A 24,364-nucleotide genomic window follows, 5' to 3' on the forward strand; every position below is an offset into this window, starting at 1 on the left:
TCTTATTTATCATCAGAAATATATGCCCATTTATAACTATAATCTCCACCAACTGGATGGCGAACAATTCCTTTTACTTTTTGTTTTTGGATAATTCCTTTACCCTCTTGAAATAACGGAGCAATTGCCGCATCTTCAAGTAACATTTTCTCAGCTTTCAGTAATCCGTCCCAACGTTCTTTTGTTTTTGTTAGTAACTCGCCTTTTCCTTGTTCTACAAGTTTATCATATTTTGAATTGGAGTATCCTGATTGATTATGTGCTCCGTTCGTTATAAACATATCAATAAATGTCATTGGATCCAAATAATCAGGTCCCCATCCTGCAAATGATAACTCATAATTTTGGTCTGTTTCTAACTTTAGTTTTTGTTTAAACGGCTGGTTTTTTAAATTTACTGTTAAGCCTGGTAAGTTCTTCTCTAATTCCCCTTTTAAATATTCACCTATTTTTTTTGACGATTCCGTATCATAATTTAGTAATTCTACTGTAATCGCATCTTTTCCAAGCTCTTTTTTCGCTTTCTCCCAATGTTCTTTTGCTTTTTTTACATCTGTTTTCAAAATATTTCCGTTCTCTTTACGGAAGTCTTTTCCATCTGGGCCTTTCGCAAATTCTTTTGGTACGAAATAGTCTGCTGGCTTGGAACCATCATTTAAAATCACATTGGTCAATCCTTTTTTATCGTATGCCATTGCAATTGCTAAACGTAAATCTTTATTTGTAAACACTGTATCTTTTCCGCCACGTTTTTGATTTAAACGTAGGAAAAATACTGAAGATGTTTCTTCTGTCAAGAAATCTGGGCTTGATTTATATTTATCTACAAATTCAGATGAAATTTCTGCACGATCAATTTGGCCACTTTCATATAAATTTACACGAGTACCAGTCTCTTTAACGACATTGAAGTTAATTTCTTCTAATTTCACCGTTTTATTATCCCAATATTGCTCATTTTTCTTTAACTTCCATCCTTCTTCATGTTGCCATTCACTCAGTGTAAATGGTCCATTATAAAGCGTTGTATCTGCTTCTAAACCAAATTTATCCCCTTTTTCCTTTACAAATTTTTCGTTAAGTGGATAGAATGTTCCAAATGATGTTAACTCAACAAAATATGGAATTGGGTTTTCCAGTTCTACTTCTAATGTATAATCATCTACAGCTTTGACCCCTAACGTATCAAGTGGTGCTTTTCCTTCATTAATTGCTTTTGCATTCTTTAAGTCGTACATAATATATGCATATTCAGCAGCTGTATTTGGGTCTAGAGCACGCTTCCAAGCAAATACGAAATCTTTCGCAGTAACAGGGTCTCCGTTTGACCATTTCGCATTTTTATTTAATGTAAATGTATATTTTTTACCATCATCGCTTTTCTTATAGGATTCTGCTACACCAGGAGTTACTTTATTATCTTTTCCTAAACGATATAATCCTTCCATTACGTTATTCATAACAAGAAATGATACTTGGTCTGTTGCCTTGGAAGAATCCATTGAAGGAATTTCTTGCGGCTCTGTTAAATTAAGCACTTGCTTTGCCGCTAATTTCCCTCCAGATTTTTCATCACTTTTCGGTGTTGTATTCGCCTTTTCTTTATCCCCTGATCCAGAACATGCAGCCAGCGCCATACTCACTGCCAACACCGGCGCTGCAACTGTCGTTAACTTTTTTATCTTCTTTTTCTTCATTTTTATACCCTCCCCTATTATATGTAAAATACTAACCTTGAGAAATCTTCTGTAACTATTTGTTATCAGAAAATTCTTATTAATTAATATTCTACTTCTTTTTTGTTGTTTGTAAAGTTATTTTTAAAATTTTTAGAAAATTAAAATTTGTATTTTTCTAGTTATATTTTGCAAACTGTACAACATCGTGATTCCATCACCTACTATATGTGATTACTACCCTTCTTATTCTTTTCTATTTCTTTCATTTCTATCACACCTTCTTTGTTCTTCTTCCATATTCATATAGTAATCTAATAACTATTAATCATTTGAATATAAAAAACTATTTTTAACGAAAGTCTATTCAAAAAAGCATTTTGGAAGTAGCAATACTACTTTCAAAATGCTTTTAAACTTTATATTATTGCTTCATTTTATTCCGTTACATAAGCCCATTTAAAGCTAAATTCTGGACTAATGTTATGATGAACAACACCTTTTATATTTGGCTTCATTACATAAGCATCAGCACGTTGGTATAGCGGAACAAGAGCAACATCTTCTTCAAGTAATAGCTTTTCAGCTTTCCCTAATTCTGCCCAACGTTTTTTCGCATCTGCCATTAACTCTGTTTTTCCTTGTTTAATGATTTCATCATATTTTGGATTTGAATAACTCATTTGATTGTAAGAGCTGTTTGTTTCAAACATATCTAAGTATGTCATTGGATCAGAATAGTCTGGGCTCCAGCCTGCATATGAGATTTCATAATCTTGCGCTGATTCTAATTTTAATTTTTGTTTAAATGGTTGAATTTTAATATTAATTTTTACACCTTTTAAATTTTTCTCAATTTGATCTTTTATATAATCAGCAACTTTTCTTGCATTCCCGTCATCGTAGCTTAATAATTCAATTGTAACCTCATCTTTGCCAAGCTCTTTTTTCGCTTTTTCCCATGCAGCTGCTGCCTTTTTCGTATTGTGTTTCAAACCATTTTTAAATGATTCTGTAAAATCTTTTCCATCTGGACCTTTCGCTAATCCCTTTGGAACAAGGCTATCGACTGCTTTTGAACCATCATTTAAAAGAACGTTTGCTAGATCTTTTTTATCGACAGAAAGCGCGATTGCTTCACGTAAATTTTTATTTTTAAGCGGTGTATCTTGACCATTACGCTTTTCATTTAATCGTAAGAAGAATGTATTTGGTTGTTCATATACACCAAATTCACCTTTTTTGTTTCGGTATTTATCTACAAATTCTCCCTTTAATATCGCAAAATCTACTTGACCACTATCATATAAATTAACTAAAGTTGCTGGTTCTTTCACTACACTGTAGTTAATTTCTTCAAGCTTCACTGTTTTTTTATCCCAATAATTTTCATTTTTCTTCAACTTCCAACCTTGTTCATGCTTCCATTCAGACATAACGAATGGTCCGTTATATAAAACCGTGTCAGCTTCTAATCCGAATTTATCTCCTTTTTCTTTTACAAATTTCTCATTTAACGGATAATAAGATGGAAATGCTGTTAAATTTAAAAAGTACGGCACAGGTCTTTCTAATTCTACCTCAAGTGTATAGTCATCGACTGCTTTTACACCTAGCGTAGATACCTCTGCTTGTCCTTTATTAATCGCTTCTGCATTTTTGATTGGATATGCAATAAATGCATACTCCGAAGCTGTACTTGGATCTAATAATCGTTGCCATGCAAAGACGAAATCTTTCGCTGTTACTGGATCTCCATTTGACCATTTTGCCTCTTTACGTAGTTTAAATGTATATTTTTTGCCATCTTCACTTTTCGTGCTAGATTCTGCTGCTGCTGGAATTGGCTTATTATCTTTATCAAGACGATATAATCCTTCCATTGTATTCCCTAATACTTGAGAACCAACTGTATCAGTTGATTTTGAAGTATCCATCGTTGGAATTTCTTGTCTTTCTGTACGGTTAAATACTTGCTTTGCCGCTAACTTCTCACCTGATTTACTATCTCCCTTAGAATTTGTACTTGCCTGCTTATCCCCACCTGTAGAACATGCTGATAATGCCATGCTCATCGCTAAGACCGGTGCTACAACCGCTGTTAGTTTTTTTATTTTTCTCTTTGTCACTTTCTATACCCTCCTCAATTACCTGTACGTTTCTAGATTGAGAAATTTCTGAAAATTCCTTTTTTCTTTATATTATATTTATCAGAAGATTTCTATTAACTATTATTCTACTATTTTTCTGCATTTTGTAAAGTAATATTATTGGAAATTTTATAAAAATTATTTTATTGCAGTACTATTTATAAGAATCCTATAAAAATATTAAAACCTTTACTCTTACTACAATCGTTAAGTATTACAACTTACCTTTTCTATTTATAGATTTTCCACCAATAAATAGCTACCTATAAAAAATGCATAAACGATAATTTTTTTATTACAAAAATAAAAGAGGCTCTCAAAAGTTGCTGAATCACCAGTAACTTTTGACATAGCCTCTTTCTACATACGAGTTAACACTTGTTTATATTTTTCTTCACTAAATTCATTTTCACTTTTTGCAACAACGACAGTCGCAATGCCATTACCAATTAAATTGACAATCGCACGCGCTTCTGACATAAAACGGTCAACGCCAAGTAAAAGTGCAAGTCCTTCTAAAGGAATCACATTCATCGCAGATAAAGTGGAAGCAAGTACGATAAACCCCCCACCAGTTACAGCAGCTGCTCCTTTTGATGTTACTAACAAAATAGCTATAATTGTTAATTGTTGCCCTAGTGAAAGATCAATATGAAAAACTTGTGCTAAAAAGATCGTTGCCATTGATAAATAAATGGTTGTTCCATCTAAGTTAAATGAATATCCTGTTGGAATCACTAAACCTACTACCGGTTTAGAGCAGCCGAACTGTTCCATCTTTGTCATCATTCGTGGCAATACGGACTCTGAAGATGATGTCCCAAGGACGATAAGCAACTCTTCTTTTATATACGATAAATATTTCCATAAACTAAATTTATACAATCGACAAATAAAATGTAAAACGATAAAAACGAATAATGCCATCGTCGCATAGACACAAACCATTAACTTACTAAGCGGAATTAATGTGCTTAAACCGTACTTTCCAATTGTAAACGCCATTCCACCAAAAGCTCCAAGAGGCGCCAATTTCATAACAATCGATAAAATGTTGAAAAAGACCTTCGATAATCGTTCAAAAAAATCGATAACCGGCTGTCCATTTTTTCCGAGCATTGTTAGTCCTGCTCCAAATAAAATAGAAAAGAATAGAACTTGCAAAATATCCCCTTTTACAAAGGCTTCAAACATATTAGATGGTACAATATGTAAAAAGAAATCGAGCCACTTCATTTCTTGACCACTTTGTACGTATTGTGACACATCGCCCCCCTTTAACTTTGTGGGATCCAATCCATCACCAGGTCGTACAGCATTTGCAACAATAATCCCTATTAAAAGTGCAAGTGTCGTTACAATTTCAAAATATAACAGTGCCTTTCCTCCAACGCGTCCCACTTTTTTCATATTTCCCATACTTGCAATACCAAGGACGATTGTTAAAAAGATAATCGGTGCAATAACCATTTTAATCATATTAATAAATGTTTCACCAATCGGTTTCATTTGTTGCCCAACACTAGGCCAAATTGCTCCTACTGCAATCCCGCAAATAATTGCCACGATCACTTGAAATGTTAAATTTTTTACAATTCTCATTTGTTTCTACTCCCCTGTTTACTCATTTTTCCTCTGCTTATAGAAAAGAACCCCTCAATCTTTTTTATAAAATCCCCCTTATTTCCCCGTTTCAACTCCATTATTATGTTACACCATTCTATCATTTTTGAAAATAGTATATCTTAATCAAACATTAGTGATATACTATTTTTATTTTCACTCGAAAAAATCACGTAATGAAAAGAGCAAACTAACAAGCCCACTTGACGCAGTGAGCTTTCTTCTTTAAATTGTTTACAATGGTAAACTTGTCTAAATAAGTAATATTGCTATACATTCAAATGTTTAATACATTAGGAAATGAGCTCGGGGGCAAAACGTCTTGAAGGAAATTGCGAAAAACATATTGAAAATATCGTCATAATGTTTTTCTACGGGCTTTCTACTCTTGAAAATGAGATTTATAAAAAAGATATTTAAAACGGTTAGTAATAAGAACAAAAGTAAGTAGGAAGATTTTAATCAAACACGGATTTTCATCAGAGAAAATTTGTGAGATGGAAGGGTTGCCTGAAGAGATTTTAAGTAGATGTTTATAGTAAAAAATAACAAATACTAAAACTTTAATCAAGGAGATAACTGTGAATAAGCTATTTGATACTTTGAAAAATGCTTTCTTAGATTTATTCTCAATGGGTAAAGGCTTTATATATGGATTTATAATGGTTAGTTTATTTATTGTAATTGGTAGTGCTTTATTATTTATCATTCTATTTTTTAAAAGCTCAATCTTTTAAAAAATTATTACTACGATAGAACAAAAAAGATAGGTAAGCAAATCATGTTTCTGCTTACCCATCCTTTTTCATTTTACGTCAATTTTATTTCATGATTATAATGAAATCACTCTACCCGTTCTACTACTTTCCATTGCAGATTCAATTATTCGAATGACTTCCAAGCCCTCTTCAGCTGTTACAGGTGGATGTTCACCATGCATAATACTATCTCGTATTCCTTTGTAATATTGCTCGTAGCACCCAACTTCTGTTTGAATTCTTTCTGTCTTCTCTTCTGTTTCTAAAATGGCAAACTGATTTTCTTGATCTTCTCCGTATCCAATATCACCTGGTTTCATACCCGATTTTAATTGTTTTTCCTGTGAATCCATGCCATATTTCACAATTGATCCTTTGTCACCATGAACAATGAAATGCGGCCCAGCATGTTTCACATAACTGCTGCTATGCAAACTAATACGCTTTACTCCATAGTGAAGTACAAGATGGAAATAATCATCAATTTCCGCACCAGGTCGCTGCGTAACGACATCAGCATAAATACGATCTGGCTTACCGAATAATAATAAAGCTTGGTCAATTAAATGCGATCCTAAGTCATATAAAATGCCCGATCCTGGTAAATTTTTTTCTCGCCAGCGATCGCGTACATTTGGACGAAAACGATCAAAATGCGCTTCATATGCATATATATTTCCAATGCGTTTTTCCTCTATTAACTTCTTTATCGTTAAAAAGTCATTATCAAAACGACGATTATGATACACACTAAGAATGACATGATGCTTCTTCGCTAAAGAGATAAGCTCCGTTCCTTCTTCTACTGACACAACAAAAGGTTTTTCTACCACAACATGTTTTCCATGTTGTATTGCTTCTTTCACAAATGGAAAATGTGTTGTATTTGGTGACGTAATGACAACAAGGTCAATATCATCTCGTTTAACTAATCCCCCAATTGTAGCTTCTACTTGTACGTTTGGTAACGTTTCTTTTACGACTTCTTCCTTTGAAGAAACAATCGCTCGAATATCATATTCTTCAATTGTTTGTAATAATGGGATATGAAATGTTGTACTAGAAAATCCAAATCCTACAATCCCTACACCTATTTTTTTCATTTTGTCCCTCCATCTATGAGAACGATTTCATTTTTCATTATAGCAAGGGTATTGTTATCTGCCTAATACTTTGCTTCATGGTCAAAAAATCCTTGCTATATGGAAACTAGCAAGGATTTCTTCTATTTATTCAGTTCGTTTCTGCGTCCACGTTTCAACCACTTCGCCTGTCTCATTCACATCTAGTACGAGACTTCCATTACTGTAGCGGTCTTTATTCCGGAAAGTTTTTGGATCAATTTCTTCTACAATTTGTTTTTCTGTTTTCATATATACTAATTCGTCATCTCGAATAACCTCAATGCCAACAATACGGTACGGATTCCGTTTTAATTCTTTAAAAATGACAAGGCCTCGTTTCGCCCTTGTTGATTTTTCAATTTCAGAAGCTTTTAATCGTTTCACTGCACCGCGCTGTGTAACAAGCATGAATTGATCTTTTTCACTATTTAACGGTTTACCAGCAGCAACATAATCATCTTCTTTTAAATTAATTGCCTTAACACCAGCTGCCCTTACGCCAACCGGACTCACTTCTTCCTCATCAAAAATAAGTGCATATGCACCGTGTGTCGCAAGAACAATATCACTTGTTCCATCTGTCGCAAAGATATCGACAACTTCATCATCTTTTTTCAAATTTATCGCCACAAATGCTCGAGAGTAACGCTGGACTTTATATTGGTTCAGTTCTGTTTTCTTAATCATACCATTTCGTGTAACAAATACGACAAATCGCTTTTCTTCCTCAAAATTCGGTACAACCGTAGCCCATATTAACGTCTCATCGCGATCCAGTGAAACGATATTTGCAACGTGCTGTCCTAAATCTTTCCAACGAATATCCGGCATTTCATATACAGGTAAATAAATGTAATTTCCTTTATTCGTAAACAAGAGAACCGTTTCTGTCGTATTTGTATCAAATCGTTCGAGTAAGACGTCGCCCTCTTTCATACCGAAGTCTTTCCCATTTGATGCATTATGCGAACGCCAGCCCGTTCGCTTCACATACCCTTCTTTCGTTACTGTAACGATAACATCTTCTTGCGGAATCATCACTTCTACATCAATTTTAATTTCTTCAATTTCTTCTTCAATTACAGAACGGCGTTCGTCACTATATGTTTTCTTCACTCGTTTTAAATCCGCTTTAATGACTTGAAGAAGTTTCTTTTCACTGTTTAAAATAGCTTGTAACGTTGTGATTTTTTGATTCAATTCTTCCGCTTCATTCTCTAGTGCTGTAATATCTGTATTTGTTAAACGATATAACTGTAAGGAAACAATTGCTTCTGCCTGCGCTTCTGTAAAGCTAAATTTTGCAATTAAATTATCTTTCGCATTTCGTTTATCTTTAGATGCTCGAATGGTTTCAATTACTTGATCTAAAATTGATAAAGCTTTCATTAAGCCTTCTACAATATGTTGACGATTTTCTGCTTTTCTTAATTCATACTGCGAACGCCTTGTCACAACTTCCTTTTGATGTCCGATATAGGCATCTAAAATATTTGGCAATGTCATAAGCGTTGGACGTCGATTATTAATCGCTACCATATTAAAGTTGTATGTGATTTGTAAATCTGTGTTTTTATATAAGTAATTTAAAATCCCTTCCGCATTTGCTTCTTTTTTCAACTCTATAACGATACGAAGACCTGTACGATCCGTTTCATCACGAACTTCTGCAATTCCATCTAACTTTTTATCAAGACGTAGTTCATCCATTTTTTTTACGAGATTCGCCTTGTTTACTTCGTAAGGGATTTCTGTAATAACGATTTGTTGTTTTCCACCACGAATCGTTTCTACCTCTGCTTTTCCGCGAATAATTATTTTTCCTTTTCCAGTTTCATATGCTTTTTTTATTCCATCAATTCCTTGAATGATACCGCCCGTTGGAAAATCCGGTCCTTTTATAATTGCTAGTAAATCATCTACCGTACAATTCGGCTTATCAATGCGCATCATTGTCGCATCGATTACTTCACCAAGATGATGCGGAGGAATTTCTGTTGCATATCCAGCCGAAATCCCCGTTGATCCATTTACTAATAAGTTTGGAAACATCGCAGGTAAGACAACCGGTTCTTCACTTGTATCATCAAAGTTTGGAACAAACTCCACCGTTTCTTTATCAATATCACGGAGAAGTTCAGAAGCGATTGGCGATAAGCGCGCTTCTGTATAACGCATAGCCGCTGCTGGGTCGCCATCTACACTACCATTATTCCCATGCATTTCAACTAAAACATTTCGAACTTTCCAATCTTGACTTAAACGAACCATGGCTTCATATACAGAAGAATCACCATGCGGATGATAGTTACCGATAACATTACCAACTGTTTTAGCTGATTTACGAAATGGCTTATCATTCACATTTCCTTCTACATACATGGAATATAAAATACGTCTTTGTACTGGTTTTAAACCGTCACGCGCATCTGGAAGCGCACGATCTTGAATAATATATTTACTGTAACGTGCAAAGCGATCACCTAACACATCTTCAAGCGGGAGGTCATGAAACTTCTCTGCTTGCATGTTATTCCACCTCCGTCTCCATAATCATTTCATTTTCTAAAATATTGCCTTCTTCTTGCATACCGAACTGTACATTGCGCTCAATCCATTTACGACGAGGTTCTACTTTATCTCCCATCAACGTTGTAACGCGACGTTCTGCTCTTGCCGCATCATCAATTTTCACACGAATTAATGTACGCGTCTCTGGATTCATCGTTGTTTCCCATAATTGATCGGCGTTCATTTCACCAAGTCCTTTATAACGCTGTAAGATATAACCTTTCCCAACTTTTTTCGTTACGCTAGCCAACTCTTCATCTGACCATGCATATTCAATCACTTCGTTTTTTCCTTTTCCTTTACTTACTTTATATAAAGGTGGAAGGGCAATAAATACTTTTCCAGCTTCAATTAACGACTTCATATAGCGATAGAAAAATGTAAGTAACAGCACTTGAATATGAGCTCCATCTGTATCGGCATCGGTCATGATCACCACTTTATCATAGTTGATATCTTCAATAGAAAACTCATTGCCAACACCGCCACCGATTGCATAAATGATTGTATTAATCTCTTCATTTTTGAAAATATCAGCAAGTTTTGCCTTTTCCGTATTGATTACTTTACCACGAAGAGGTAATACTGCTTGAAAACGACGATCACGTCCTTGTTTCGCAGATCCACCAGCAGAATCACCCTCTACTAAATACAATTCATTTTTCTGTGGGTTACGTGATTGTGCAGGTGTTAACTTTCCGCTTAAAGTCCCTTCTGAACGCTTTTTCTTCTTGCCAGTACGCGCTTCTTCTCTCGCTTTACGAGCAGCTTCTCGTGCCTGTGCTGCTTTAATCGCTTTTTTCACAAGAAGTGTAGCTACATCAGGAGTTTCTTCTAAAAAGTAAGCTAAGTGCTCCGATACAATCGCATCAATAGAAGAACGAGCCTCACTTGTGCCGAGTTTTCCTTTCGTTTGTCCTTCAAATTGAAGTAACTCTTCTGGTACACGAACAGAAACAACCGCTGCTAACCCTTCACGAATATCTGTACCTTCTAAATTCTTATCTTTTTCTTTTAATAAAGAAACTTTGCGAGCATATTCATTGAAGACACGAGTCATTGCTGTTTTAAATCCAGCTTCATGCGTCCCGCCATCTTTCGTACGTACATTATTTACAAATGAAAGAATGTTCTCTGAATAGCCATCGTTAAACTGAAATGCTAACTCTGCTTCAATTCCATTTTGTTCTCCGGAGAAATAAACAACGGGATGAATCGCATCTTTCTCCTCATTTAAATATGAAACAAAAGCCTCAATACCTGTTTCATAATGGAAAACATCTTCTAAATCATTTCGCTCATCTTTGATTGAAATTTTCATCCCTTTTAATAAGAATGCCGATTCACGTAATCTTTCACATAACGTCTCATAATTATAATTTGTTGTACTAAAAATAGATGAATCCGGTTTAAAATGCATCGTTGTACCAGATTCTTTCGTTTTTCCAATTTTCTCTAACGTTGTTACAGGAATACCGCCATTTTCAAAGCGTTGCTCATAAATGTTTCCATCGCGCTTAATTGTTACGACTAGCCATTCTGATAGTGCATTTACAACCGATGCTCCAACACCGTGTAAACCACCGCTTGTTTTATAGCCACCTTGTCCAAACTTACCACCTGCATGAAGTATAGTTAAAATAACTTCAGGTGTTGGTTTCCCAAGTTTATGCATTCCCGTCGGCATTCCTCGCCCTTTATCAATAACACTAATACTATTATCTTTATGTATGATGACAGAAATTTCATCGCCAAACCCTGCTAATGCTTCATCAACAGAGTTATCTACTATTTCGTATACTAAATGATGCAATCCACGGCTGTCCGTGCTCCCGATATACATACCCGGGCGTTTTCGAACGGCTTCAAGGCCTTCTAACACTTGAATTGCATCTTCATTATATTGAAATTGATGCTTTGCCAAACTCCTTGCCCCTTTCCTAGTCAAAATCAGAACATATGTTTCTATTATAGAATAACGCCTTAACCATGTGTTTGGCAAGGTATGTTATCCTTTTATATACCATTTTCAAAAGAAAAATCCTTGTTTTTGTACAAGGATTCCTCTAGGCTACTATTTCAGAAAAATAATCGTTTGTCAACGAGAAATGGATATGTATTCCAAAACTACACATTCCACCATTTTATCATTATCCAAATGATAAAGATCCAAAACGGGATAACGAGTACCAATCCCCAAAAACAGCCTTTAAAAAATCTCATGATGAACACCTCGTCCATCTACTCAGTCTCTAAGCAGAGAACAAAAGTGAAAGCCTCTCTTTCATTTTGAGGGCCAATGCTACTTTGTCATTGCATGTTCTACTTTAATACAGCGATCCATAATGACCGTATGGCCCTTTTCTGTTAGAAACTGATAAGTATCTTCATCTTGTACTCCTAATTGTGCCCAAAAAACATCCGCATCAACCTCGACAAATTCTTTGGCAACATCCATTAAAAATTCGGAGCGACGAAATACGTTCACAATATCAATATGTTCTTTTATCTCTTTTAAAGAAGAAACTGCTTTTTCTCCTAACACTTCTGTAATCGCTGGGTTAACTGGAATAATGCGATATCCAGCGTCTTGCATCGCTTTTGAAACCATATATGATGTACGCTCAGGTTTATCAGATAAACCGACAACCGCGATTGTTTTACTTTTTTTTAACACTTCACCAATTTCCGAACGAGTTGGATTTTTAATTGTCATATTAAATCCCTCCTATTCTTTTAGTATAGCCGATAAAGAAAGCCTCTTTCAATACGAAAGAGACTTTCTTTATTAATTCTTAGCCGAAGCGTTATCCGTTAAAGTAGCAGTTTTCGTCATTTTTTCACCATTGCGATAAAATGTCACATCAATTTTATCTCCTACTTTTTTCTTTTCGTATAAATATTTACGGAATTGCAATGCATTCTCCACTTTTTGGTTATCTAATGCAACAACAACGTCATATTGCTCTAGTCCAGCTTTTTCTGCTGGTGAAATTGGATAAACTTTCCCTAACACAACTCCACTTGTTATATCTTTTGGTAATTTCAATTGTGAAGCGTATCTTTGCACATCTTCTAATGAAACAACTCCAACGCCAAGAGCTGGTCGTTTCACTGTTCCATCTTTTTCAAGTGATTCAATCACAGGTTTTGCAATATTAATCGGAATGGCGAACCCGATTCCTTCTACTTCTTGCTGTGCAATTTTGCTAGAGTTAATCCCAATTACTTCGCCATTTTGGTTAAATAAAGCACCGCCGCTATTTCCTGGGTTAATCGCTGCATCTGTTTGAATCACTTGTGCATTCCAATCGGGACGTTTATCACCATCGATATCAACTGGAATTTCACGTTCTTTACTACTGATAATTCCTTCTGTTACACTGCCATCAAAGCCTAGCGGATTCCCGATTGCGATGGCTGGTTCGCCTGCACGAATTTTGCTAGAATCCCCTAGCGTAGCAACTTTATTAATATTGGAACCATCGATTTCGACAACAGCTAAATCTAGCCAAGGATCTTTCCCAACTAATTTTGCATCAACCTCTTTACCATTGCTTAATTTAACAGCAAGTTTATTGGCTCCATCCACTACGTGATTATTTGTAACAACATATGCTTTATTCCCAGCTTTTTTATAAATAACGCCCGATCCTAAGCCAGCTTCTTGCTCTTGACCAATCGGCTGCATAGCAAATGGATCGATTGTTTTTTGCATATTGATAACACCGACAACAACTTCTTTTGCCCCTTCAATCATGCCAGGTAAATCTGTTTCATTTTTCGATTTATTCACAACTGGTACAACCGTACCTTCTACGTTTGAATTAGAAGATACAGATGAAACAGCTACATCGTTATTTTTTGCCCATGGCATATAAGGTGCTGCAAAACTAATAGAAACTGCTCCGACCACAGCTCCAACTAAACCGGTAAAGAAATACCCTTTTTTACTACCGTTTTTTCTTATTTCTTTTGTTTCGTCATATTCTCCGTTCATATTTGGTCCGTCATAATATCCCATGTTAACTTCCCCTCTCTGCTGAATTCGTATTTTCAGTATAATCACATTTTGTGTCCTTCTTGTGAACTCATCGTGAAATCCAATTCAAAAATGTCCTTATTCATTATTCTAGACAAAAAAATGAGAATTTGTACATTCATTTGCAAAAGAAAGTGTCATTTTGTTATATTTTCAAGCTAAGTTACATAGGTTAAAAAGATTACTCTTCAAATTTATACCCAACTCGGATAACGGTTCCAATATGCTTTGCTTTATCACCTAGTTTATTACGTAATTTTTTAATATGCGTATCTACTGTTCGATCATCACCATAATAATCGTATCCCCACAGCTGATCTAATAAATGTTGACGTGATAATACAATTCCTTTGTTTTCCATTAAATACACAAGAAGTTCAAATTCCTTATGCGTTAATATAATTTCCTTTCCATCTACAAATACTGTTCTCGAAAGTCGATTGACATCAATTCCAGCTGCAGATAGCACATTATCTTCGGCAACACCTACCGCTCCATCTGCTCGTTTTAATAATGTTTTTGCACGCGCTACTAACACTTTCGGACTGAATGGTTTTGTTACATACTCATCTGCACCTAACTCAAATCCTAGCAATGTATCATCTTCATCAGAGCGCGCTGTTAGCATAATAATCGGTACCGCTGATTCTTTACGAATACGACGACAAACGGACCATCCATCAATTTCTGGCAACATAATGTCTAACATAATTAAATCAATTGTATGTTCAGCAAATAATTCTAACGCTTGTTTCCCGTCCTCTGCTTCGATTACTTCAAAGCCTTCATTACGGAAATAATCGCTCACAATTTCGCGTAGTCTTCTTTCATCTTCAACAAGTAATACCGTTTTATTCATCTGACTTATCCCGCCTTTTTACTCTTTCAATCGAATAATACGTTGATTGGAGCTTCCGCGAAATGGAAGTGTTAAATCTCTTTTATCGAGTTGAAACCTCCCATCGACCAGAACATCCCCATACTGTAACAATTCTATCATATCATTATTTTGAGAGTTCTGTATCTCTTCTAATGTATAACCTGTGTAAATCCATAAATTTTTCCCTAAATCCTTTACCCCTTTTGCTACTTTTTTTACTTCTGCAGCTTGAAGGAATGGATCTCCACCTGAAAATGTTACATCAGTAAGCGGATTTTTGACAATCTCTTTTATAATTTCTTCTGCGGTCATTTCTGTCCCATTACAAATATTCCAAGACTGAGGATTATGACAACCAACACAACGATGCGGACAGCCCGCAAAAAACACGACTGTCCGCAATCCTTCTCCATCTACTACACTATCATGAATCATGTTCATTACTCTCATTTATGCTTCACCCGATCCGCTTCTTCCCTACGCTTTGCGCTATTCCACTTCGACATATCTCCTACTAAATACCCAGTAATACGACGAATTCTTTCGATTTCATGTTCATTTTCGTTCCCACAACTTGGACACTCATTTTCAATTACACCACGATAACCACAGCACTTACAACGGTCCACAGGATGATTGATTGATCCGTATCCTACTCCATACTGCGACATCGCTTGTACAATTTGTTTTAATGCTTTTACATTATGAACAGCAGCACCATCTAATTCAATATACGTAATATGCCCCCCGTTACACAGTGCATGAAAAGGCCCCTCTAATCGAATTTTTTTCACAGCTTGAATAGGGTAATACACCGGAATATGAAATGAATTTGTATAGTAATTACGATCGGTTACCCCATTTATACTCCCGAACTCTTCTCGATCCTTTTTCACGAATTTTCCAGAAAGTCCTTCGGCCGGCGTTGCGATTAACGAAAAATTCAAATTGTATTTCTCTGTTGCCTCGTCCATTTTCTGTCTCATAAACCGAACGATTTCATACCCAAGTTGCCAAGTACCTTCATCTTCTCCATGGTGTTTACCAGTTAAAGCAACTAAACATTCCGCAAGACCAATAAAACCGATGCTAAGCGTACCTTGTTTTAAGATTTCAGCTACAGAATCTTCAGGTTGTAACTTCTCTCCCCCACGCCATACGCCTTGTGAATATAAAAATTGAAAATCTCTTGCTTTTTTTGTACATTGGTAAGCAAATCTTTCTAGCAGTTGACGAACACCAAGATCTAGATAATACTGTAATACCTCAAAAAAAGCTTCTTTTGATCCACTAATCAATGCTAATTTCACTAAATTGATAGATGTAAAAGAGAGATTTCCTCTTCCAATTGCATTTTCCTCCCCATGAATGTTAGCCATCACACGAGTTCTACACCCCATATAACACGCTTCACTTTCATGACTTCCATCATAATAAGCAGCATTAAACGGTGCATCTAAAAATGAGAAATTCGGAAATAATCGCTCTGCTGTCGTTTCTAACGCTAATTCAAATAAATCATAGTTCGGATCACTCTCTTCAAAATTCACACCTTTTTTTAATTTAAAAATTTGAATAGGAAAAATGGGTGTTTCTCCTGCCCCTAAGCCCGCTTGCGTTGCCCGTAACAATTGTTTAATTAATAGTCTTCCTTCTTTTGATGTGTCTGTTCCGTAATTAATAGAAATAAACGGTACTTGTCCACCACCTCGGCTATGCATACTATTGGAATTATGAATAAACGCTTCACATGCTTGGTACGTATCATTTTCTGTTTCTTTCCATGCAAACTCTTCTATTTGTTCCGCTTGTAATGGATATTTTTCTAATCGTTTTTTATTTCTTTCAAATGTTTTTTTTACATACGGCGCTAAATCAACATCAAATAGCGCAAACGATTGTCCACCATGCTGCATATTTTGATTAGCCTGAAAAATAATCGAAGCAAGCGCCAATGCACTTTTTATATCTTGCGGTTCTCTCATATGACCGTGTCCTGTATGAAATCCATTCTCCAACATTTGTGCTAATGGAATTTGTGAACATGTTGTCGTACCTGTCACATAAAAATCTAAATCATGTGGATATAATATATTTTGCTTAATCGCTTTTCTCACTTGATCAGATAATAACGTTTCTACTGCATAATATTTTGCACTCTCTGAAGCCAATGTTCCCATCATCCCCATCGGAGATCGGCCATCGACATTTGCATTTTCTTGCATTAAATCCTGTTCATGACCATGGACAATTGTTTCAAAAACCTTCATAAGTTCTTCTTCACGTATACTTTTTGTTATCATTACCGAACCCTCCAACTATATCTTGTTACCAATCTAACTAAATGATACAACATATAGTTCGGATGATTCTGCGAGAAATGTAACATTCCTGTGAAAGTTTTTTAAGAAACATTGACGAATCATTTTACAAAAAAGAAATGTGCTCTTTACAAATGTATGGTACAATATACGGGAAAAACTCTTTTTACCCTTTATCAACACATTTGAATAAAGGAGACTGAACTTATGTTTATTACATACCTTTTATTAATCGTGGCCTATCTACTTGGTTCGATTCCATTTGCACTTGTAGTTGGAAAGATTGGTTATGGAATCGACATTCGCGAGCATGGCAGCGGAAATTTAGGAGGAACGAATACATTTCGTACATTAGGGAAAAAAGCCGGTTTTATCGTTACAATTGCCGACATTTTAAAAGGGACATTAGCAACAGGCTTACCGCTTATTTTCAGCTTAGATATCCATCCACTTTTGTTTGGATTAGCCGCTGTTCTTGGACATGTATATCCAATTTTCGCAAGATTTCGTGGTGGAAAAGCAGTTGCCACTTCTGCTGGGGTACTATTATGTTATGCACCCATTATTTTTGCAATATTAGCTGTTGTCTTTTTCACCCTTCTATTTACAACGAGATATGTATCTCTTTCTTCTATGGTGACAGCAATCGCAGCTGTTATCGCATCAATTGTGAATGGGGATAAAATCTTTATTGTTGCAATGTGTTTATTAGCTGGTATGGTAATTTATAGACATCGTGCAAATATTGGACGAATTATAAATAAAACTGAACCAAAGGCAAATTTTACAAAGAAACAAAAGTAAGATGATAACCCACATAACGCAAAAAGAAAACGCAAAGCATATTAATAGCGTCTTTTTGCGTTATTTTTTATACTAATATAAAACCCATATTATTTGGAGGAACTATATATGAATCTTTCTGTAACAAAAGAAGCTGCAACTTGGTACAAAGAAGAATTAAACTTACAATCTGGCGATACAATTCGCTTTTTCGTACAATACGGTGGTTGTAGTACAGTGCAAAAAGGGCTTTCTTTAGGTATACGTAAAGACGAGCCGGCACAACCTGCTGTTGAAATTCAAGAAGAAGGAATTACATTCTTTATTGAAAGTGATGATGAATGGTACTTTGATGGTCATAATTTATCCGTTACTTTTAACAAAGACGATGCCTTTCCACAATTTCATTACGAGAAATAAAAAAAAGCGTGGCAAATGCCACGTTTTTTATTTTCTCTTAATTTCTTCATATTTTGCATACCACTCTGGATATAGTTTCTTAAGGGATACTGGTCGAAACCCCTCTTTCTTAACACAAATATTTGTTGTTGTTGCTGTAATGCAAAGATCTCCATCACCGTTATAAATTTCATACCCATATATAACACGGAGCGGACTTACAGAATCAACCCATGTTTTTACAATTGCTTTTTCTCCATAACGCATTGCTTTACGATATGAAATTTGTAAGTCTAAGACAGGAGAAATAATCCCGTCTTTCTCCATTTCAACATATGAGAATCCTAAATCTTGTATTAATTTCGTACGCCCTAACTCTAGCCATACTAAATAATTAGAATGATACACAACACCCATTTGATCAGTTTCCGCATAGCGAATCTCAATTTCTTGTTCAGCTACAAACATATCTCTATCTCCTTCTCACTTCTGTTTCCTCACATACATTTAATCATAATACAGGAGAATCAAAAATAAAATAAAAACGATGGATCTTTCACCGAAAGGAGCACGTATATGATTCAAATTGTAACTGTTCGTAGCGGCGATAGCGTATATAGCTTAGCCATGAAATATGGAACGACACCTGAAGAAATTGTAAAAGATAATGGATTGAACCCTGCCGAGACACTCGTTGTCGGCCAGGCACTTATTGTAAATACGAAAGGAAATAATTATTATGTCCAGCCAGGAGACAGCCTTTATAAAATTTCACAAACGTATAATGTCCCCCTTGCCAGCTTAGCAAAAGTAAATAATCTATCATTAAAATCTATTTTACATGTCGGACAACAACTATATGTACCGAAAGGCTCCAAACGAGCAGTAGAATCTATTGCCTATTTACAACCATCGACAATCCCGATTAAAGAAAGCCTAGTGAATGCTACGCGAGCTGTTATCCCATATTTAACATACTTAGCTTATTTTAGTTTTGAACCACAGAGAGATGGAACCTTAAAAGAACCGACGGAAACGGCTAGAATTGCTGAACTTGCTAGACAAGGCCAAACAATTCCCATGCTCGTCATTACAAATATCGAAAATGGAAATTTCAGTTCGGAATTAGCATCTATCTTTTTAAGAAGTGCTACAATTCAAAATAGGTTTATTACAAATATTCTTCAAACAGCTGAAAAATATGGCATGCGCGACATTCACTTTGATTTTGAAAATGTCGCTCCAGAAGACCGAGAAGCATATAATCGTTTTTTACGAAACGTCAAAACACGATTACCTGAAGGATATACGTTGAGTACGACACTTGTCCCAAAAACAAGTTCAGAACAAAAAGGAAAGTTTTTCGAGGCGCATGATTATAAGGCACAAGGAGAAATTGTTGATTTTGTCGTCATTATGACCTATGACTGGGGATGGCAAGGAGGACCACCAATGGCCATTTCTCCTATTGGCCCTGTCAGACAAGTCATCCAATACGCCAAATCACAAATGCCCCCTCATAAAATTATGATGGGACAAAATCTATATGGCTTTGACTGGCCCCTTCCATTTCAAGAAGGCAATCCTCCTGCTAAAGCAGTGAGCTCTATCGCTGCGGTTTCTCTTGCACGTAAATACAATGTACCGATTCGATATGATTTCACTGCACAAGCACCTCATTTCAATTACTTTAACGAAAACGGTGTGCAACATGAAGTATGGTTTGAGGACGCTCGCTCTATTCAAAGTAAATTCAATCTAATAAAAGAACTAGGTATACGCGGTATTAGCTATTGGAAAATCGGTCTACCTTTTCCGCAAAATTGGCGCTTATTAGTGGAGAACTTCACCATCACTAAAAAAGACTGACTTTTGTCAGCCTTTTTCATTGTTTAAGATTCGTCTTTTATTTCATTTTTCAAGAATTCTATACTTTCTAAACGTCTCTCGTTTTTCGCCTCAATAACAGCGCGATCCTTTTCACTAGAAAGTTCTGCTGTTTCTTTTGCTTCATTAAAATTATCAATCGTATTTTGCAACGTTTCCTGTAACTTTTCCGCATTATCGCTGCGATCATCTGGATTTGGTTGATATTGATTTGACATATTTCTTCCCTCCTAGTAAAGTATACATACTCTATTAGTTGTTCCTATATAACATGAAATATATACATAAAGAAAAAGGAGAATGAAAACATCCTCCTTTTTCTTTAACCATTATCCACAATCGGTTGTTTACCAGTCGTGTCCTGCATTTGTTTCCCTTTATTTCCACCAGCTTTTTTCGATTGCGTTCCGATATGGTTCGGTACAAAATCTTTCGAATTCTTTTTTGGATTACCCATAACTATCGCCTCCTTATTACTAGTATCATACGAGTAATAAGAATTATTCAGCCTGCTTAAAAAGTTCCATCTCATAACGCTTCTCAATCTTTTCTTCAATCCGATCAATTGCATCACGATCGCTTAATAGTTGCCGCTTATTTTCCCTTACAAGTTCTTCAAATGTTTTCCGGCGATTTCTTCTCATGTTGTTCATCCTTTCTCCTACTCATTCTTGCTAATAGTATGAACAAACCGAAATCTCTTTAATCAGATTTGCAAGAAAATTTTTTGTTTTAGCGCAGAAAAGTTTATAATACAAAAAAGCCATTCTCGGAATGGATTTTTTGTATCTACTTATATTTCATTGTACTCCTGTGCAGCTTGTAGTAGGAAATCATACCGAGCTAAAATATAACTTTCTAATTTCATGACATCCTCTAAACTTTCAACCATAATTCTCGTTATACCTAATTCATTTTTTAAAGCTGGTTCACATTTTAAATCCGCGCAGATTGCTTGTATTTCTCGTTCTGTTTTTTCTGTTAATACATATTTTTTTCGCCCTTTCACTTTCATTCTCGCAATTAACTGAAAAGCTTTTATATCTAAATAATTACCGGTACTTACATAACGAATATACTCTACTGTACGATTATTCTTTATTAGCATTTCTTTTATGAGCGTATATACAGTCTCTTCTTCCATTACTTCTTTTTTCAGACTCTTTCGCCCGTCCCCTTGCATATTTGCACACTGTTGATAAACGGCTGCACATGTTATACAATCATCCAGTGCATTATGGGAACTTAATCGTATACCCAGCATTCTTTTTAATGTTTCCAGCTTAAAGTTTGGAGCGTGTTTCATATATTTTTTAGCTAAAAGTACTGTGTCAATCACCTTATTGTTCGGCTCTCCTAATTGAAATCTGCTCATATTACTTTTTAAAAAACGCATATCAAAAGAGGCGTTGTGGGCAACAATTGTATCGTTACCTAAAAACGCTAAAAATAACGGTAACACTTCTTGAACAGTTGGTGCATCTGAAACACGATAGTTCGTAATTCCTGTTAAGCTTGTGATTCGACTCGGTATCGATCTTTCTGGATTTACGAATGAAACAAATTGGTCTGCTAATTCATGATTGCGATATCGAACTGCGGCTACTTGAATGATCCGATCGTTATATGGGTGAAAACCTGTCGTCTCAAAATCAATTACAACATAATTTGCTGGTAAAGATACATATCCCACAACATACTCCCCTTACTGATTATTTTTATTTCCTATATCATATCATGAACAAATCTTTTCTTGAAAAAGAAAAGACAGAACCGATCTGATATCAATTCTGTCTTTTTCACTATTTTAATTTCGCAACACGTTTCTCCATCTCTTTTTGTGTCATTGGCCCAATAAATTTATCTTGTATGATACCTTTTGTATTTATAAAATAAGAAGTTGGAATTGTGATAACTTTATATCTCGTCGTAACACTTATATCTGTATCCAGTAAAATGGGAAATGTAACACCTTTTTCCTCTGCAAACTGTCTAACCTTCTCCGTCCCATTCGCTAGTTCTGAAACTGTATAATTTACTGCAAGAATTTCTATATCTTCCTTATGCTTCTTATAAAAAGCTTCCATATCTGGCATCTCCTGCTGACAAGGACCGCACCATGTTGCCCAGAAATTCACAATTACTTTCTTTCCTTTTAAATCTGATAATTTTACCTTCGTACCATCTAACTTCGCCAATTCAAAATGAGGCGCAGCCTTCCCAACTTCAATTCCATTTTGAGCGACCATATCTTTCATTGTTGTTTCGCTCTTTACTTGCCCTTTACTTACTTGCTTTTCATTCGGTTTAAACTGCTCATACAAAGCATAACTCGCTAAGCAAAGTAATACAGCACCAATAATAATCTTTCGCCACATATACATCATCCTTATCATTCTCTCGTTATAGATCCATTTCAACCAAAGATTTTATTTATATTTAGCTTACACGGACAAACTTAGAAATATTCCCCTTGAAACAAACGATAATCACAATAACATTATGAATTTTTTCCTTTTTATCCTATAATAGGAATATATATTTTGAAAATGAAATTTATTATAAACATTTCACCTTCTATGAACACATTATGTTTATTCACGTTCCTATATTTTCTTATTCTCATTCTTTTTTGTTTTTCCTTTTATATAAGACGAAAAACAGTCTTTCAAATAAAGTGAAACTTTAATCAGTGGGGGTTTTCTTCATCCCCCACTGATTATGAGCTCTCACCAATCGGGCTGCCCTAAAATAGCGGGATAAACGACTGTTTTAATACGGTTCAACTTTATTCCTTTTCAATGTATTCTAATATATCACCAGGTTGGCATTGCAACTCCTTGCAAAGAGCTTCTAATGTGGAAAAGCGAATAGCTTTTGCTTTTTCCGTTTTTAATATGGATAAGTTACTATTCGTGATTCCGACTCTTTTCGCTAATTCGCCAAGTGTTATTTTTCTTTTTGCCATCACAACATCTAAATTTACTCGTATCATTTTAAAAATCCTAAACCGTTAGTTTGTTTTCTTCTGCGATTTGAACAGCATATTTAAAAATTTTACTCAATAAAAGGAGTGCAATTCCAGCAAAGAACAATCCCATATTAAGATGCAGCGAATACAGTAATTGACCATTTTCTAAGCTTGTTACCCAACTTTCTTTTGGAAAGATAAAATACTGTTTTGTAATAAGTTTATTGATGACTCCTTCCGGTTCTTGCTTAAAAAATAAAAACATCATTTTAGAAATCTCATTATGATGAATATTTTCTAGCACGCACAAAATGAGGAAAATAAAACCAACGTTTCTCATATAATGCGCATTTTCTATAATAAAAAATTGATTGCGAACTAAATTACGGAAAAAAGCTCTTATTTGACAAAGTAAGAAAATATTCAGCCCCATCATAATTAACATAAAGATAGCAATCCATAAAGGAAGTTGAAAATTTCTCGCTTCAATTGCTAATCCCCCTAAACCAGGTGACATTGTAAACCATTTCGGTTTAACAAAAATACCAAACGCCAAAAAGACGCTAATAAAAGTCATATATAGAATTGCTAATGTCGTAAAAAATTGCAATATACGATAGATTTTTTCACTTTTCATTTCCATCCCTCCCATCTTAAACATAACTAATTTATTATCAATTATCAATATATTTTTATTGTTTCTCGATAAAAGCGTAAGAAAGGATGATTTTCATGTACCCTTTAGAAAAAATAGTTTTATATATTCTCAGCTTTCTCTTTTTTCCTATCAGGATCATCTATCTTTTTTCAGTAAAAGCCTTGAAAAACGGAAGGTTGGTCGCATTTGTCTTTATACCGCTTTAGTATCATTTCTTTTATCCACTGCACTTGGTATCCTCACTTTTTATACAACGACAATACCCCCTAGTTTGTAAAAATAAGAAAGGATGGATATAGTCTGGGAGAACATCCAATTAGTAAAAAGAACTACGCTATATGCGTATTTGTTTCATTTGTCTCATTTTCGTTCTTATATTTTTTGATAGAGAAAAAGAGGTTCCGGTCTCTACAACACACGATGCTCCACTACATAACATGCCCACCATTAATATGACGCAAATTTCAGAAAATAGTTTTGTTTTACAAGAAAAAATTCATTTGAATAAAGCAAAACAGGGG

22 protein-coding genes and 3 pseudogenes are annotated in these 24,364 nt (G+C 35.2%); 6 read left to right on the top strand and 19 right to left on the bottom strand.

Annotated elements, in window-relative coordinates; translation table 11 throughout:
* Nucleotides 1-2 precede the first annotated feature (2 nt).
* The 3 genes from MR056_RS18505 to MR056_RS18515 form a co-directional block, all read right to left on the bottom strand.
* On the bottom strand, nt 3-1,697 hold the full coding sequence (locus tag MR056_RS18505) for a peptide ABC transporter substrate-binding protein (protein ID WP_210351295.1): 1,695 nt from the start codon (nt 1,695-1,697) through the stop codon (nt 3-5).
* Nucleotides 1,698-2,113: 416 nt separating this feature from the next.
* Entirely contained in the window at nt 2,114-3,805 is a 1,692-nt protein-coding gene (locus MR056_RS18510; RefSeq protein WP_048723950.1) for a peptide ABC transporter substrate-binding protein, read from the bottom strand.
* A gap of 381 nt (nt 3,806-4,186) precedes the next feature.
* Nucleotides 4,187-5,428 (bottom strand): dicarboxylate/amino acid:cation symporter, encoded by a 1,242-nt coding sequence (locus MR056_RS18515; RefSeq protein WP_048723951.1) that lies wholly within the window; start codon nt 5,426-5,428, stop codon nt 4,187-4,189.
* Between the two features lie 281 nt (nt 5,429-5,709).
* On the opposite strand from MR056_RS18515, the pseudogene MR056_RS18520 reads away from it, so the two are divergent.
* Nucleotides 5,710-5,869: pseudogene (locus tag MR056_RS18520) on the top strand (TetR/AcrR family transcriptional regulator); the annotation flags it as partial.
* Nucleotides 5,870-6,281: 412 nt separating this feature from the next.
* On the opposite strand, the gene MR056_RS18525 reads toward MR056_RS18520, so the two are convergent.
* The 8 genes from MR056_RS18525 to MR056_RS18560 all read right to left on the bottom strand — a co-directional run bounded on the left by MR056_RS18525 (nt 6,282) and on the right by MR056_RS18560 (nt 17,127).
* Complete coding sequence (locus tag MR056_RS18525) at nt 6,282-7,310, bottom strand: oxidoreductase (RefSeq protein WP_048723953.1); 1,029 nt, start codon at nt 7,308-7,310, stop codon at nt 6,282-6,284.
* Nucleotides 7,311-7,436: 126 nt separating this feature from the next.
* Complete coding sequence (gene parC, locus MR056_RS18530; protein ID WP_012094689.1) at nt 7,437-9,860, bottom strand: DNA topoisomerase IV subunit A; 2,424 nt, start codon at nt 9,858-9,860, stop codon at nt 7,437-7,439.
* A 1-nt stretch (nt 9,861) separates the two neighbouring features.
* Complete coding sequence (parE, locus tag MR056_RS18535) at nt 9,862-11,826, bottom strand: DNA topoisomerase IV subunit B (RefSeq protein WP_012094690.1); 1,965 nt, start codon at nt 11,824-11,826, stop codon at nt 9,862-9,864.
* 378 nt (nt 11,827-12,204) lie between these two features.
* Nucleotides 12,205-12,618 (bottom strand): CoA-binding protein, encoded by a 414-nt coding sequence (locus MR056_RS18540; RefSeq protein ID WP_012094691.1) that lies wholly within the window; start codon nt 12,616-12,618, stop codon nt 12,205-12,207.
* A gap of 72 nt (nt 12,619-12,690) precedes the next feature.
* Nucleotides 12,691-13,926: a S1C family serine protease gene (locus tag MR056_RS18545; RefSeq protein WP_012094692.1), complete on the bottom strand. Its 1,236-nt coding sequence runs from the start codon at nt 13,924-13,926 to the stop codon at nt 12,691-12,693.
* Between the two features lie 199 nt (nt 13,927-14,125).
* Complete coding sequence (locus tag MR056_RS18550) at nt 14,126-14,803, bottom strand: response regulator transcription factor (protein WP_012094693.1); 678 nt, start codon at nt 14,801-14,803, stop codon at nt 14,126-14,128.
* Nucleotides 14,804-14,821: 18 nt separating this feature from the next.
* Complete coding sequence (nrdG, locus tag MR056_RS18555; protein WP_012094694.1) at nt 14,822-15,274, bottom strand: anaerobic ribonucleoside-triphosphate reductase activating protein; 453 nt, start codon at nt 15,272-15,274, stop codon at nt 14,822-14,824.
* On the bottom strand, nt 15,271-17,127 hold the full coding sequence (locus MR056_RS18560; protein ID WP_048723955.1) for an anaerobic ribonucleoside triphosphate reductase: 1,857 nt from the start codon (nt 17,125-17,127) through the stop codon (nt 15,271-15,273). Before MR056_RS18560 ends, nrdG begins: the two co-directional genes overlap by 4 nt.
* A 225-nt stretch (nt 17,128-17,352) precedes the next feature.
* Here MR056_RS18560 and plsY point away from each other — a divergent pair, with 225 nt between their 5' ends.
* Both plsY and MR056_RS18570 read left to right on the top strand, forming a co-directional pair.
* Complete coding sequence (plsY, locus tag MR056_RS18565) at nt 17,353-17,949, top strand: glycerol-3-phosphate 1-O-acyltransferase PlsY (RefSeq protein ID WP_012094696.1); 597 nt, start codon at nt 17,353-17,355, stop codon at nt 17,947-17,949.
* A 108-nt stretch (nt 17,950-18,057) separates the two neighbouring features.
* Nucleotides 18,058-18,348, top strand: coding sequence for a HesB/YadR/YfhF family protein (locus MR056_RS18570; protein ID WP_012094697.1), 291 nt, complete (start codon nt 18,058-18,060; stop codon nt 18,346-18,348).
* Between the two features lie 27 nt (nt 18,349-18,375).
* Here the strand turns inward: MR056_RS18570 and MR056_RS18575 are convergent, their stop codons facing one another.
* Complete coding sequence (locus tag MR056_RS18575) at nt 18,376-18,795, bottom strand: acyl-CoA thioesterase (protein WP_012094698.1); 420 nt, start codon at nt 18,793-18,795, stop codon at nt 18,376-18,378.
* Nucleotides 18,796-18,903: 108 nt separating this feature from the next.
* On the opposite strand from MR056_RS18575, the gene MR056_RS18580 reads away from it, so the two are divergent.
* Nucleotides 18,904-20,196, top strand: coding sequence for a glycoside hydrolase family 18 protein (locus MR056_RS18580; RefSeq protein WP_012094699.1), 1,293 nt, complete (start codon nt 18,904-18,906; stop codon nt 20,194-20,196).
* A 23-nt stretch (nt 20,197-20,219) separates the two neighbouring features.
* Here MR056_RS18580 and tlp read toward each other — a convergent pair whose 3' ends face one another.
* The 7 genes from tlp to MR056_RS18615 form a co-directional block, all read right to left on the bottom strand.
* The gene (gene tlp / locus MR056_RS18585; protein ID WP_012094700.1) at nt 20,220-20,432 is read right to left on the bottom strand and encodes a small acid-soluble spore protein Tlp; all 213 of its coding nucleotides are present in this window, start codon (nt 20,430-20,432) and stop codon (nt 20,220-20,222) included.
* Between the two features lie 104 nt (nt 20,433-20,536).
* On the bottom strand, nt 20,537-20,671 hold the full coding sequence (gene sspN, locus MR056_RS18590) for an acid-soluble spore protein SspN (protein ID WP_012094701.1): 135 nt from the start codon (nt 20,669-20,671) through the stop codon (nt 20,537-20,539).
* A 43-nt stretch (nt 20,672-20,714) separates the two neighbouring features.
* Nucleotides 20,715-20,858 (bottom strand): FbpB family small basic protein, encoded by a 144-nt coding sequence (locus MR056_RS18595; RefSeq protein WP_081428436.1) that lies wholly within the window; start codon nt 20,856-20,858, stop codon nt 20,715-20,717.
* Between the two features lie 149 nt (nt 20,859-21,007).
* Nucleotides 21,008-21,907, bottom strand: coding sequence for a 3'-5' exonuclease (locus MR056_RS18600; protein WP_012094703.1), 900 nt, complete (start codon nt 21,905-21,907; stop codon nt 21,008-21,010).
* A 109-nt stretch (nt 21,908-22,016) separates the two neighbouring features.
* Nucleotides 22,017-22,592, bottom strand: a complete 576-nt coding sequence (locus tag MR056_RS18605; protein WP_242136633.1) for a TlpA family protein disulfide reductase — start codon at nt 22,590-22,592, stop codon at nt 22,017-22,019.
* A 410-nt stretch (nt 22,593-23,002) separates the two neighbouring features.
* On the bottom strand, nt 23,003-23,209 hold the full coding sequence (locus tag MR056_RS18610; protein ID WP_012094705.1) for a helix-turn-helix domain-containing protein: 207 nt from the start codon (nt 23,207-23,209) through the stop codon (nt 23,003-23,005).
* A 10-nt stretch (nt 23,210-23,219) separates the two neighbouring features.
* A complete protein-coding gene (locus MR056_RS18615; RefSeq protein ID WP_012094706.1) occupies nt 23,220-23,822 on the bottom strand; it encodes a DUF2975 domain-containing protein in 603 nt (200 codons plus the stop codon).
* Nucleotides 23,823-23,917: 95 nt separating this feature from the next.
* On the opposite strand from MR056_RS18615, the pseudogene MR056_RS18620 reads away from it, so the two are divergent.
* Nucleotides 23,918-24,120 (top strand): annotated as a pseudogene (locus MR056_RS18620) (hypothetical protein).
* A gap of 23 nt (nt 24,121-24,143) precedes the next feature.
* A pseudogene (locus MR056_RS18625) lies at nt 24,144-24,334 on the top strand (YmzC family protein); the annotation flags it as partial.
* Nucleotides 24,335-24,364 lie beyond the last annotated feature (30 nt).

Source organism: Bacillus cereus group sp. BfR-BA-01360, from assembly GCF_022663595.1.
GTDB classification, from domain to species: domain Bacteria; phylum Bacillota; class Bacilli; order Bacillales; family Bacillaceae_G; genus Bacillus_A; species Bacillus_A cytotoxicus.

Coding starts and splice junctions, on each gene's coding strand:
- MR056_RS18505 (WP_210351295.1), bottom strand. CDS start 1,697: ATGAAGAAAAAGAAGATAAAAAAGTTAACGACAGTTGCAGCGCCGGTG.
- MR056_RS18515 (WP_048723951.1), bottom strand. CDS start 5,428: ATGAGAATTGTAAAAAATTTAACATTTCAAGTGATCGTGGCAATTATT.
- MR056_RS18525 (WP_048723953.1), bottom strand. CDS start 7,310: ATGAAAAAAATAGGTGTAGGGATTGTAGGATTTGGATTTTCTAGTACA.
- parC (WP_012094689.1), bottom strand. CDS start 9,860: ATGCAAGCAGAGAAGTTTCATGACCTCCCGCTTGAAGATGTGTTAGGT.
- MR056_RS18540 (WP_012094691.1), bottom strand. CDS start 12,618: ATGACAATTAAAAATCCAACTCGTTCGGAAATTGGTGAAGTGTTAAAA.
- MR056_RS18545 (WP_012094692.1), bottom strand. CDS start 13,926: ATGGGATATTATGACGGACCAAATATGAACGGAGAATATGACGAAACA.
- MR056_RS18550 (WP_012094693.1), bottom strand. CDS start 14,803: ATGAATAAAACGGTATTACTTGTTGAAGATGAAAGAAGACTACGCGAA.
- nrdG (WP_012094694.1), bottom strand. CDS start 15,274: ATGAGAGTAATGAACATGATTCATGATAGTGTAGTAGATGGAGAAGGA.
- MR056_RS18560 (WP_048723955.1), bottom strand. CDS start 17,127: ATGATAACAAAAAGTATACGTGAAGAAGAACTTATGAAGGTTTTTGAA.
- plsY (WP_012094696.1), top strand. CDS start 17,353: ATGTTTATTACATACCTTTTATTAATCGTGGCCTATCTACTTGGTTCG.
- MR056_RS18570 (WP_012094697.1), top strand. CDS start 18,058: ATGAATCTTTCTGTAACAAAAGAAGCTGCAACTTGGTACAAAGAAGAA.
- MR056_RS18575 (WP_012094698.1), bottom strand. CDS start 18,795: ATGTTTGTAGCTGAACAAGAAATTGAGATTCGCTATGCGGAAACTGAT.
- MR056_RS18580 (WP_012094699.1), top strand. CDS start 18,904: ATGATTCAAATTGTAACTGTTCGTAGCGGCGATAGCGTATATAGCTTA.
- tlp (WP_012094700.1), bottom strand. CDS start 20,432: ATGTCAAATCAATATCAACCAAATCCAGATGATCGCAGCGATAATGCG.
- sspN (WP_012094701.1), bottom strand. CDS start 20,671: ATGGGTAATCCAAAAAAGAATTCGAAAGATTTTGTACCGAACCATATC.
- MR056_RS18595 (WP_081428436.1), bottom strand. CDS start 20,858: ATGAGAAGAAATCGCCGGAAAACATTTGAAGAACTTGTAAGGGAAAAT.
- MR056_RS18605 (WP_242136633.1), bottom strand. CDS start 22,592: ATGTGGCGAAAGATTATTATTGGTGCTGTATTACTTTGCTTAGCGAGT.
- MR056_RS18610 (WP_012094705.1), bottom strand. CDS start 23,209: ATGATACGAGTAAATTTAGATGTTGTGATGGCAAAAAGAAAAATAACA.
- MR056_RS18615 (WP_012094706.1), bottom strand. CDS start 23,822: ATGAAAAGTGAAAAAATCTATCGTATATTGCAATTTTTTACGACATTA.